Genomic DNA, 12098 nt, shown 5'->3' with positions numbered 1-12098 from the left:
TAAGTCGAACTAACAAAGCCGGAGTTAAAACATGACAAGAACGGTTGTTATTACAGGTGCTTTATCAGGAATTGGCACTGAGTGTGTCAGGTGTTTTGCAAGGGAAGGGTACAGAGTTATTTTCTCAGGCCGTAATCCAGAAAATGGCGCGAAATTATTAAATGAGTTTCATTCCATTCATACTGATATTTACTTTATCAAGGCCGATATAGCCATAGAAGAGCAGGTGTCCGAACTGGTTAATGAGGCGACAAAAATTTCGGGTAATATCGATGCCGTTCTGAATGTTGCCGGGACCGAAGGCAAACCCTCCCTCATTGAAAATACCACTGTCGAAGACTTCCACACTGTGTTCAATACGAATGTCCTTGGGACACAATTAGTTATGAAACATTTCCTGCCCGTTATGCTGCAGCAAGGGGCAGGGAGCTTTATTAATTTTTCATCGGTCGCGGGACTGGTAGGTATGCCTGGCGGCAGTATTTATGCTGCCAGCAAACATGCTGTCAATGGTTTAACCCGTTCAGCCGCGCTGGAAGTTGCTGGCTCAGGTGTACGGGTTAATGCTATTGCACCTGGACCTGTTGCAACAGAGATGTTCGATCGATTTGTTGGCCACGATGAAATGGCAAAAAAAGAGTTTCTCAGCAAACTACCTAGTGGGCGAATAGTCACGACGGAAGAAATCGCAGGAACAGCTCTGTTTCTGGCTTCTGATGCGGCTAAATCTATTGTCGGGCAGATAATAACGGTTGATGGTGGTTACGCTGCTGGCTAAATGTGGTTATAGCAGTCAGGGAGCCTAAAAATATCAACGCTAAGCTTTTTTAACTATCGCAGTATGAACGAGCTCCCGGCTGCCCATTAAATAAGGATATTCTATGAACGAAAATGAAGTTTATTCCGCGGGAAGATATCTCTGGCGCCTCATTTCTGTTTTGCTGGGCATCGTCATGATTTGGTTTGGCCTGATGCGGTTCTTGCCATTTATGGCCGACTCGATGGCGGCTTTACTGGTGCAGTATGCCTGGCTGCCTGCAGCCTCTATGGCCAGCACCGTGAGTATCATTGTTGGTACAGTTGAGGTGGTGATTGGTTTATTGCTGCTGTTCCCACAGGTAACGATCCGCCGCTATGCCGGGCTGGCGGCAGCGATATTCTGGTTTTTCGGGTTATTGTTGCTCATCGGCAAACCTATGTACCAGCATACCGATGTGTATTCCGGCTTCCCGGTGATTGGGGGTGGGCAAACACTGTTAAAACATTTAGGTATTGCCGCGTTAGGGCTGGGGATTTTTGCCTTCCAGCATCGTGAGCGTCTATATCGAGCTGCTGTGATCGGTCTGTGGTTAGGGCAACTACTGGTGCTTATCTGGATTGGGGGCATGAAGTTTACGATGGTGGAAGCGACGGGCATCAGCCATCTGATGAAAACGAGCCCGTTCTTCTCCTGGCTTTATGACTTCTGCACGATCCAACAGGCATCAATTGTTATCGGAGTGACAGAGCTCGGCACGGCGGCGCTGATGCTTTTCTGGCCATGGCATCAGAATATTGCACGCCTGGGTTTCCTTGCTGCGATTTGCACTTACTTGTTAACCAACTCTTTTTTGTTCAGCTTACCTGGCTGGCAATCAGGCTTCGGTTTTCCGTTTATTGGCCGTACCGGACAATTTCTTATCAAGGATGAGTTATTGCTGCTTGGAGCACTGGTATTGTTTCTCACGCCTTATACAAAAATATGCCACAAACAATTGCCACAGCGGACGTGATGAACTGATCTGATTGAGCTTTACTCTTCTCAGCATGAAGTGAAGCGCAGTACGTTGTCAACGAACGATACGACGCCGGGAAAGGAACGCCCAAAAAGGGCGTTCCTTTATTCATCATGCTGAAATGAAAATGTAAATCAGTTTATCAATGACAAATGAATAATCATCCTAAAAACCTGCCGGTTAATAGTCTGAAGATTGACCGCGCCTTTATCTCTGGTTTGCCACATGACCAGGTTGATGTGGCCATTATCAAAACGATTGTTAATTTAGGCCATGCATTGGGCTACAAACTAGTCGCTAGCCCGATGGAGCATCTGTTTTGGACTCGCCGGACTGACTATCGTCTAACATTTTATCGAAGATACCATCCTCGCTTAACTATCAGCTGTTGGCCCGTCGTCCGGACCTACAGGCTGATCACTGGTATGTGTAATCTTCGATGAAGCAAATAGATGCGGCAAAAGCGGCGTTCTATCCGAAGTTAGAATAAAGGTAGTTTTCGGGGAGTAAATTGTAGTTATTCTTCTTTAACAACCGTCATAGAGTTTTTTACTCGTGAAATGGTTGATCTGCCACAGTTTTCCATTTTTTGAATCTTACTGTAACTTTCCCCCGCTAATAACCGTAAGGAGATGCGATGATGCAAATCCTTATCAACAGGCCTGCCAGCAAGACTCCCCGTTGGGGTTTTTTTCTGTGCAAACAGAGGGTTTGTCTGTACATATTTAATGGCTTTCCCGGTCAACTCTAACAAGGTTGCCGTGGATGCGCGGCTTGCTATGCGCTCACTCTCATTGGAAATATGCAACCCCTGTAATGTCGAATTTAGGTTTAAAGCAACAACGTTCATTCCTTTCTCTGCGGTTTTACAAAGATTTATCCACTCCTCTTCCGGCATTCTTGCCAAAACAATGAGTTTCGCGACGACGAGCACATCACCAGAATTTGCTGTTGTAAGTATCTGTTTTAACACAGCAAGATCATCCTCTTTTTCCTCAAAAAAGTGCGTCATACCAGCATCCAACTGCTGGGTCGCAGCTACTAAAGCAGATTTCGATTCTGCGTATTCTTCATCAACAGGTAAGTAAACAAATATTTTTTTCATAGGGTGGCATTATGATTTTCAGGGAGTCCCAATATTATATATTGAGACTCCCTGCGTTTCAAATATTTTTCATATTTAATATCAATGCGTTACCTGTTCAGTCTCGTCAGCTCTTGATTGTTAAAGATAAGGAATGGCACGAATAGCTAATAATGTCAGGACTAGTCACGTTATTGTTCGTGTATTAACTGAGACCTAAGGTTGTTTTATTAAATCTGAATTTCAGTCACGTCATTAATTTTCTGTGATATATGATTTTATCGCAGATCTTAACTATTCCCGTCATTAATATCGCTAATTTTAGTGATATTTTGCGGCCTGTATTTTCAAATTACTGTTAAGCTGGTAAGGAAAACCTTCGCATGTTATTCAAAGAAAATCTTTCGCCAATTGCCAAATGTATTTTGGCAAGCATTTCTCCCATCCTTATTTTTTCATCTAGTGTCAGCGCCGGGGTGCAAGCAGCAGCATGTGGGTCGTCACCCACCACGACTTGTGGTGTCACGCCATATCAGAATAAAGATCTGTATTTTATTGACAGCACCGGAACTGCATTCATCAATGACCCTTCATCAAATGCAAACGTTTATATGAATAAGCGTAAACAGGATGATGTCCAGTCGCTAACAGTTTCAGGAACTGACATGTCTGGTAAGTATATTCAGGCGAGCTATACAGGCACTGCAAATATTACGTTAGAAAAGGGGGCTACCGCGGACATGATTGAAGTGGGAGCCACAGGCCGTACGACTAATACCAATATCGTCATTGATAATGCTAACCTGAATGGGGAGCAGGATAACGTTCAGTACAACAAATCGGTGGGTGATAAAGCCTATATGATGGGCGCTGCTATTTATATCGATCCATTAGATAATGGCGTTCACAGCGTAAGTGTTAAGAATAACAGCCAATTACATGGGAGTATTATTACCGGTGGTGCGGCCACGCAAACCATTAGCATGGATAAGAGTTCTCTCGAACACGGTGGCATTTATTCAGTGAGCCTGAAATCGGATAATATCGTTTCATTAAATAATGCCACACTGGATGCCTCACAAAGTGAAGTTGCCGGTAATATTGATCTTATCGCTCAACAGATTAGTCAGACTACAGGTAAGCCCATACCGCAGAATTTGAGTCAACTTGACGATATAGGTATTGCGCTTATAGGAACGACGAATAACCAACTTACCATGAATCAATCCACCGTTACCGGGGATATCGCGCTACAGAATGAGACAGGTACCAACCAGATCAATATGCAAGGCTCCACTGTAAATGGCAATGTCATCATGGAAAATAAGACGGGAGATACAGAATTCGCTGCAGTGAAGAGCACCGTCAATGGGAATGTGAACCTACAAAGCCAAAACGGAAAGATGGAAGCCTCCCTTGCCGATGATACGGTGATTGAGGGGGATTTGGTCCTCAATAATACAAATAGCCCAGCAGTTTTGAATAGTGTGGCAGGAGCCACCACCACCCAGCCGCTCACTCAGCTCTCGCTTTCTGCAAGTACCGTTCAGGGAGATGTGAATGTCTCAAACAGTAGCGGCCAGGTGAATGTCGTACTGGACAATAGTTCTGTTGAAGGCGGGCTTGCTATCGCTGCCGGGAGTGGTAATACCGATTTGACAGTGCAGAGTAATAGTCAGGTCGCTGGCGATGTTACATTGTCAGGTACGGGTAATGCACAAATTATGCTCACCAATAGCCAGATGAGCGGCAATATTGATACCTCTGCCAGTTCGGGAAATTCCTCCATTATTATCAGCGATGCAACCACGGTGGCGGGGGATGTGAAAACGGGTTCGGGTAATGACAGTATTGTCGTTGTGAGTGGATCTTCGGTGAACGGGAACATTGATGGCGGTGCTGGCAGCAACGCCATGGTTATGGACAGTAGCAGCGCATTCAATGGGCAATTAACAAATGTGAACGCGGTTTATGCCACCCAGGATAATGCAATAACCACCCCCGAGATAAATGGCAGTACTGTTTATAATCTGACGAGCAAATCGATGCTGGTTGGCCAAACTATGTCTGATGCAACGATAAATATGAGCACGGACAGTTCAGTTCTGGTGACAGGCGCAGTGACAGGTGTGAACTCGCTGACGATTAATCAGATGGCAAAAACGTCTCAGGAAGGGCAATCAATCATTGCTTCGTTTGATGATGTCAGCCAGGGAACGATTAATTACCAGTTTGCCAATGGCAAACACGATGTCGCTGCGCGTTCCGGGGCCTGGAACTATGATGTCACCGCCTCGTCGGTTCCAATGAATAACGGACTATCCGGCAGTGAGATCATGATTACGCAAACGCATTCAGGTTTAGCCAATGATGTTAAAGGTGCCATTGCCGGATTAGACGGTGCAAAACAGTCCGGACTAGCCGTGGTCGCTGATATTGCCAATCGCATGGACAATTTGCACAGTAGCTTCCTGATGAACGGGATTAGCGAAGGGGCGCATTTATGGGGGGATTACCTCTATCAAAACGGTGATTACACCGATGATGTCGATTATCACAGCAATTTGCAGGGCATGCAGGGTGGGGTGGACTGGAGTAAAAAACTGACCAACGGAGACAGCCTTACAGGTGGTATTGCGCTGGCGTATACACGCAACCGCGTCAACAATAGTGATGCTAACGGCAACTTCAACAATACCGTATACGGTAATTTCTACAGCCTGTATGGCGGTTGGCAGCAACATCTGCACGATAATCGTTGGGGTATGTTTGTTGATGGAAGTTTCAGCCTCGGCGATATTCGCTACTCCATGTCTGCCAATAATGTTCAGAGTTCCACCACGGGCATGCAGGAAGCGTTGAACGGTTCCTACGATGGCGATATGTACGACATTGAAACCCGGACCGGGGTCAATATTAAAGCCAGTCCTAATGTCTTGATCCAACCTTATGCCGTTTTAGGCTGGAATAAAGTCGACAGTGACGAATTTTCTGATGCTCAAATTAGCTTTGGAAAAAATCAGGTTTCTTCTTGGCACACTGGAGGGGGCTTACGAATTACCGGTAATATCAAGACCGCTAAACTGGATCTCATGCCGTGGATTGATGCGCGATACATTACCGAATTTAGCGATAACTCAGCTATTCAGGCAGCAGATTACCGGGAAAATTCTGGCCATAACCAGAAAATGGGGATTGTTGGAGCAGGGATAAATGCGGCCATTACAAAAAATCTGCATTTCACCAGTGGCATTTATGCCGGAATGGGTGATGTCGACAACAGCGTCAGCGTACAAGCCGGTTTAAATTATAACTTCTGAGCCGGTTCCTTCCTTACCTCGTGGGTAGGGAAGGCAACTCAAAAGTATGGAGAGTTGTTGTCCGCTGTAAGAAAAGTGTCCGTAGTGTAGATGAATCAGAAAGGGCTTAGATACTTTTTATCTAAGCCCTTGTTTTATTTGGTGGCACTGTTGGGTTTGAACCCACGATCAAGCTGAACGTATCGGTGTCGCTTCGGCCGTTTGAACTGTATTGATTTATCAGCTAGTGGGAGAGTCTTATGAACTTAGTTATCACTGTATGCGATTTAACATAATATACATTATGCGCACCAAAGTAAGATAAGGTAGAATTCAGCAATCCTTTGTCCAGATTGATGGTCGATCAGGCGATCTCTGCAACAATAACTGGAATGATTTCGGAAGAAACATCCTGTCATACCAGTCTGAGGGTTTCATGCGCCCTTCGTCATCAAATTCCTGCCACGCTTTCGGTACAGACGACTGTCAAGAAATAAGGACTGCAATGGCTCAGCATGATGTTCTGGAAAATCACGTCAAACATTTGCAGGATGAATGTTGTTCAATGATGGTGAAAATCGCTGACCGCCAATTACCCCGTCAAAAAATAACTATTCTCAAGGGAGCGCTTTGTGTCCCCTTGAGTTTTCCCGCCGGTAACGGTAAGTAACGGCGTCAGAAACATGCAAAAAAAAACCGCAAGTCTGAACCTGCGGCATTGTTAAGCAAACAGGAACATCAGAAGTTAGCTTTCACACCCAGGACACCAAGCGTATCGCTGTATCCTTTATCTCCCATCTGCTGGCTGATACTGGCCCACATATTAACCGTATTATTGACCCTGGCTTCCACTCCGGTTTTGAGTTCACCAATGTTACGCGTCCCGGACCGATCGATTCGCACCTCATCCAGCGATGCGCCAAAGTTGCGGGTGTTGTGCAGCCAGTTCGCTTCAACGAAAGGCTCAAAGGTGCGCCCTTTTCCGTCATCGAGAGCATGATGCCCTTTCAGAAAAGTACGTACGCCAAGGCGGCTCTGAATATTGCCATCCCCCTCGGAAATCACTTTCGTCCCGTTGCTTTCGCGGTGGTCATCTGCCCTGACCCCCATGTATGTGAGCTGTGCCTGAGGCTGAATATACCAGCTACTGCGTGCGCTTAACTGTGTCAGTTTCAGGGTATAACCCGTCTCAACCGAAGAAGTGATGCCTTTGGATTGATAATTCTCGGTCAGGTTGTCCTGCCCACTGACGCTGTTATCAAACCAGTTGTACAGTATCCAGCTGTCAACATAGGCACCTGTTTTCTCAACATTATCCTGAAACCAGGTGGCATAAAAGCCGGCGCTGTAGCCATCGATGCTGCTATCGGCACTGTATCCTGTATGTTGATTACGGGTATTGCCGTGTTGATTGGCATATCCACCCATGACTCCCAGGTGAAACCGATTAGCCCCGTCTGTGCTCAGAGAGGCCAGATCGCCACCAATCTGAATAACGTAACGATTCGACTGCGTTTTATTCTGACCGCTACTGTCTGTAGCACGGTTATGTCCACCCGCATTACGCATCCAGAGACTCGTTACCTGATCCTGCCCAAGAGCATCTACATAATGAGTTTCACCCATCCGGTCATGCAGCGAGGTAGAAAACAGCGTATTTGCTGCTGCGATATTCGCGCCGTACGCTGCCGCTTCTGGACGTATATTATTCTCTGCGGGGGCTGGAGTGGGATCTGGTTTTGGGTCCGGTGTGGGATCTGGTTGTGGATCCGGAGTGGGATCTGGTTCTGGTTCAGGATCCGGAGTTGGGGTCGGTTCTGGGGTGGTATCAGTGCTGGAAAGGTACCAGTTTGCAGTATTCTCACCGCTGCCACGAACCAGCTTGTAGTCATAAGCACCTGCTACAATTCGGCCATCCTGGGTAAACTCGCCGTCCGAAGCTGCTCCTACAGAAATCAATTCAATACCATTTAGCGTCTGCGCACCGCTTCCTCCGGCATTTTTCACGCGAACGGCCGTTGAACCGCTTGTCGATCCACTGATAGCAATGCGATCGGTTGCTGATTCATCACCATTCAGTTCTGTATCAAGAGCGATTGTGCCCCCATTCCCGATATAATCGCCGTCGATATAGAGTGCGTCGCCCGCAATATTATTGGCAAGGTTAAGGGTGCCACTGTTGTTCACTGTTGAAGCAGATAAACGAGAAGTGCCGTTAACCGAGAGGACTGCCGGAGTTTCAATCGTCACGGGACCCGTTGTAAGCAGCGTTGCATTATCGAGATTCAGTCCGCCCTGCTGCAGCGTGACACGATTAAATTCCCCTGCACTCTGCTTCCCCTGCAGTGTCCACATTGAATCACCTGACTTCACAAGGTCATCAAAGCCAATCAGATCAGTCCCTATACGTGTCAGATCGAGCGTGGAAGCCTTTGCGCCGGTCAGTTCAAGCGTATCGTTAGTTCCTGTGGTGGAAGCCAGGGCCTGGCCAGTTAACTGCCAGTTTTCTGAGAGCCGTAACGTGGCACCATTTTGGGCGTTGCGAACATCTACTGCCGTACCATTTCCACCGGATACCGCCCCCTGAACGTCAACGTTAGCCGTTCCCTGCGTGGCAACAATAATACCGGTGCCTGTTCGCGATTCAACGTTACCACTTGTCTGGATATCAAAATTACTTACCGTAGAATCAACTGTATCAATACCGACAACGGCAATACCCGCCCCGTCTGAAATAATGCTACCGGTATTTGATACGAGGGTATTACCTCCGCCGGCAGTGATTATGCCATAGTCATCGGCGGTGATAGTGCCACTGTTACTGATATTCACAGCACCGCTGCCCGCGATGGATAAGATCCCCCCGGACTCACTTAACGCATAGGAGGTTCCATCAGGGAGCTTAATAGAGTAGATGCTTGAACCGCTTGCGCTAATATCTCCGGTGTTATTTATTGTTATATCGCTACTGTGTAAACTGGCATCAGAATCCTGGGTGGTTGCAATAATACCGTAGGCTCCTTTCAATGAACCATTATTTGTTATACCAATCCCATCAGATTCATTACTAACCTGTTTAACCTGAATACCAATGTTGCCGGCACTAATTTCACCGTTGTTAATAATATTAACAGCGCCCCGGCCATAATTATCCACACGAAGGCCATATCCATAAGTATGCCCGACGCCAGCATTAACCACTCCGTTAAATTCCGCATTGAGATTTCCGGACGAATCCGCACCGCCATAGTAGAATAAGGCATTAGTTCGCTCTGAAGTTATGACTGAACCTTTTTCCTGAATGAGAGTGACATTACCTGTCCCCGTAGCCTCAATCTCGCCTGCATTGCCCAGGAATGAGTATTCAAAAGATTTATCAAACGTCACACTACCTGATGTATCGCCGATGCTGACTTGCACCCCTCCAGCTTCAGGTGTTCCCGAGCAGATCCAGTCGTTACTGCCTGTCTGTTTTTCGCATCCATCTGCCGCCTGCGCCGACATTGAGGCACCGCTGACAATAAATAATATATTAAGAGTGATTGTTTTCATTTTCATAGCTTTACTCTTTCCGGACACTTTACAAATTAATAAGCTAATGCATGTATTAACGCCGTAAACAATTAGCCTGAGAACTAACTAGCTCATTCGCGGCGATAAAAATAGATATTAAAGAAGCAACGTGTTTTTTAATTAAGTGTGATATGGATCATGTTTTCGCAACGTCTTGAATGACATAAATAAACGGTTCATGGATGGCTGTGCAAAATAATAAAATTGAATAAAGCAGAGTGCTTAGGCCCCTTCTCTTGCCGCAATGCATTTAACATACGTTAAAGTTTTTACAAACTCAAATATCAAAAACAAGATTATTCCTAAATTATTTTCATCCGTTAAATTCAATGACCAGCCTCACAGGCTTATCGGGGCACAGTCCAACACAGGCATGTTGTAGCGCTTGCTATAAATACTGTATAAAAATAGGCTGTCAAAGAGAATGTTTGTTAGATGAAATATCTATAGCAGCAAAGTACAATTATTCCATTTTAATTTGTTAAATTCACAAACTGGGAAAATAAAACATCCTCGAACAGCACCGTTTTCATTGGTCACTGAATTGCATTAATTAATGATGTCATTCATCCATACATCATTATCTTGTGGTTGATGATTGCTGAAAACGCTATATATTGTATGTGGTTTATTTGGTTGATGATAGCGCTCTATTTACAATAATGATGTATACCGTTGGTTTTCGTATTGTATTGTCTGTGATCAGAGTAAGCACAAAATTAACTGGTTGATATATTTAACAGTCTTGACGTAGGCTAATAACGTGACTGCCCACCAATATAACTGGAGAAAAATATGGATTTTCTTATAAATATATTTGCCCGCCTTGGTTTTCTGAAGCGCGATCTCGATTACCACCTGCTCCGTACCGCAATGATTGTCATATTTGTCTGGTTTGGTTACGACAAATGGTTTGAAGCTGAAATAAGAGGTTTGATCCCCCTTATCAAAAGTGGCCCTCTCATATTCTGGACAATTCCAGTCTTAGGTATAAAGGGGACCGGGATTTTTCTGGGAACGACAGAATGGACCTGCGCCACGCTCCTGTTTTTAGGATTCTGGAATAAAAAAATAGGTTTTCTTGGTGCACTTATCGCATGTGCCACCTTTGTAGGCACTTTCACCATCCTTCCCTTCGTCCCGGGCGCATGGGACCAGGAGGCCGGAGGCTTCCCGGCTATGACTATCGTATCGTCGTTTTTGTTAAAAGATCTTGTATTACTCACCGTCTCCTTCTACTTACTCAAGCAAGATGCTGGACGGGTAATTGAGGCTCGCAATTCCTCACCTGTTAGCCAATGAAGCTGTGCTGACCTCGCATGACTTGCGCTGGGTGAAGATCTCTGCGCATCTTATGTTGGCATTCTCAAACAGATAATCCCGGCTGTGGGATTATCTGTTATATCCAGGAGCCGTTCTCATCCCCTTCTCTGTCATCCCCCCAATCCTCCGATAATCACTAAAATTGATTAATAGGTAAAATTTATCTATTTGTCTCTGGCGCTGAGCAAGGTGACACTGAACGCCATTTTCTTCTGGAGAAACATTCATGCAACATTATTCTGCAACGGTTCACAACGAAGGTGCTGAGCTCGCTTATGACGTCGAAGGCCAGGGCCCGCTTCTGCTGCTGGTTGCCGGGGGAAATGGTGACAGCCGCCGTTTCGCCGCCCTGTCCGCACAGCTTTCAGACCGCTATACAGTGGTACGGTATGACCGCCGGGCTAACTTCCGCAGTACTGGCGATACTCAGGCTGAAATGGATATGGCGCAACAAGGCCGTGATGCAGCCGCCGTTATTCGTGCTTTCGGCACCGAAAAAGCGTTCGTGTTCGGCAACAGTGCCGGTGCGAACATTGCGCTTAAGCTGACGCAGGATCACCCGCAGCTCGTTCGGGGGCTGGTTGATCACGAGCCGCCGATCACTGACTTCTTGCCCGAGCCTGAATCCACGTCGTGGCGCAAATTTTTCGATCGCGTGTATGACACCTATAAAGCAGACGGCGGCGGCGAGGCGATGAAGCTGTTCAACACATCCTTCGTCGGGCTGGACCTGAACGGCGGGGCTCCGGGCGATCAGGGCAGTGCGTATGCGCGTTTTCTTGCTTATGAATTCAACACCATTAATCGCTTTGTCCCTGACCTGGCGGCGCTGCGTAAAGGTGCTGTGCCGATGGTGACCGCAAGGGGGCGTGAAAGCGGCGACGCGTTTTATGCCCTGACAGCCCGTGAGCTGGCGCGACAGTTGCCCTGCCCGTGTATTGAGGTTAGCGGCCATCATCTTAGCTATGCCACGGACCCGGCGTTGTTTGCCAGGGAACTGCATGAGATTCTGGTTTCTCTGAAAAAATAATTAATTAAAACAAT

The 12098-nt window shown here is 46.4% G+C and carries 8 protein-coding genes and 1 pseudogene; 7 read left to right on the top strand and 2 right to left on the bottom strand.

Annotated elements, in window-relative coordinates; all coding sequences use genetic code 11:
• Positions 1-31 precede the first annotated feature (31 nt).
• The 3 genes and pseudogenes from HYQ67_RS04405 to HYQ67_RS24350 all read left to right on the top strand — a co-directional run.
• On the top strand, positions 32-778 hold the full coding sequence (locus tag HYQ67_RS04405) for an SDR family NAD(P)-dependent oxidoreductase (protein WP_202301794.1): 747 nt from the start codon (positions 32-34) through the stop codon (positions 776-778).
• 103 nt (positions 779-881) lie between these two features.
• A complete protein-coding gene (locus HYQ67_RS04400; RefSeq protein ID WP_202301793.1) occupies positions 882-1772 on the top strand; it encodes a DUF417 family protein in 891 nt (296 codons plus the stop codon).
• Between the two features lie 155 nt (positions 1773-1927).
• Positions 1928-2074, top strand: a pseudogene (locus tag HYQ67_RS24350) (EAL domain-containing protein); the annotation flags it as partial.
• Positions 2075-2292: 218 nt separating this feature from the next.
• Here HYQ67_RS24350 and HYQ67_RS04390 read toward each other — a convergent pair.
• Positions 2293-2880, bottom strand: coding sequence for a recombinase family protein (locus tag HYQ67_RS04390; RefSeq protein WP_202301791.1), 588 nt, complete (start codon positions 2878-2880; stop codon positions 2293-2295).
• A gap of 362 nt (positions 2881-3242) precedes the next feature.
• Here HYQ67_RS04390 and HYQ67_RS04385 point away from each other — a divergent pair, with 362 nt between their 5' ends.
• Together HYQ67_RS04385 and HYQ67_RS04375 are read left to right on the top strand one after the other, a co-directional pair.
• Positions 3243-6179, top strand: a complete 2937-nt coding sequence (locus HYQ67_RS04385; protein WP_202301790.1) for an autotransporter outer membrane beta-barrel domain-containing protein — start codon at positions 3243-3245, stop codon at positions 6177-6179.
• Between the two features lie 484 nt (positions 6180-6663).
• On the top strand, positions 6664-6828 hold the full coding sequence (locus HYQ67_RS04375) for a hypothetical protein (protein WP_202301788.1): 165 nt from the start codon (positions 6664-6666) through the stop codon (positions 6826-6828).
• A 68-nt stretch (positions 6829-6896) separates the two neighbouring features.
• Here the strand turns inward: HYQ67_RS04375 and HYQ67_RS04370 are convergent, their stop codons facing one another.
• Positions 6897-9716 carry an autotransporter outer membrane beta-barrel domain-containing protein gene (locus tag HYQ67_RS04370; RefSeq protein ID WP_202301787.1) on the bottom strand — a complete coding sequence of 940 codons (2820 nt, stop codon included), beginning with the start codon at positions 9714-9716 and terminating at the stop codon, positions 6897-6899.
• An 810-nt stretch (positions 9717-10526) separates the two neighbouring features.
• On the opposite strand from HYQ67_RS04370, the gene HYQ67_RS04365 reads away from it, so the two are divergent.
• Together HYQ67_RS04365 and HYQ67_RS04360 are read left to right on the top strand one after the other, a co-directional pair.
• On the top strand, positions 10527-11033 hold the full coding sequence (locus HYQ67_RS04365; RefSeq protein ID WP_202301786.1) for a YkgB family protein: 507 nt from the start codon (positions 10527-10529) through the stop codon (positions 11031-11033).
• A 247-nt stretch (positions 11034-11280) separates the two neighbouring features.
• Positions 11281-12084, top strand: coding sequence for an alpha/beta fold hydrolase (locus tag HYQ67_RS04360; RefSeq protein WP_202301785.1), 804 nt, complete (start codon positions 11281-11283; stop codon positions 12082-12084).
• Positions 12085-12098: the final 14 nt, after the last annotated feature.

The organism is Dryocola clanedunensis subsp. sulfonylureivorans (assembly GCF_016756775.1).
Classification (GTDB): Bacteria; Pseudomonadota; Gammaproteobacteria; order Enterobacterales; family Enterobacteriaceae; genus Dryocola; species Dryocola clanedunensis.
This window is presented reverse-complemented; position numbering and strand designations above follow the sequence as displayed.

Excerpts from the sequence above, each read along its gene's own strand:
- HYQ67_RS04370 (WP_202301787.1), bottom strand. The coding sequence starts at position 9,716 with ATGAAAATGAAAACAATCACTCTTAATATATTATTTATTGTCAGCGGT.
- HYQ67_RS04390 (WP_202301791.1), bottom strand. The coding sequence starts at position 2,880 with ATGAAAAAAATATTTGTTTACTTACCTGTTGATGAAGAATACGCAGAA.
- HYQ67_RS04375 (WP_202301788.1), top strand. The coding sequence starts at position 6,664 with ATGGCTCAGCATGATGTTCTGGAAAATCACGTCAAACATTTGCAGGAT.
- HYQ67_RS04400 (WP_202301793.1), top strand. The coding sequence starts at position 882 with ATGAACGAAAATGAAGTTTATTCCGCGGGAAGATATCTCTGGCGCCTC.
- HYQ67_RS04360 (WP_202301785.1), top strand. The coding sequence starts at position 11,281 with ATGCAACATTATTCTGCAACGGTTCACAACGAAGGTGCTGAGCTCGCT.
- HYQ67_RS04365 (WP_202301786.1), top strand. The coding sequence starts at position 10,527 with ATGGATTTTCTTATAAATATATTTGCCCGCCTTGGTTTTCTGAAGCGC.
- HYQ67_RS04405 (WP_202301794.1), top strand. The coding sequence starts at position 32 with ATGACAAGAACGGTTGTTATTACAGGTGCTTTATCAGGAATTGGCACT.
- HYQ67_RS04385 (WP_202301790.1), top strand. The coding sequence starts at position 3,243 with ATGTTATTCAAAGAAAATCTTTCGCCAATTGCCAAATGTATTTTGGCA.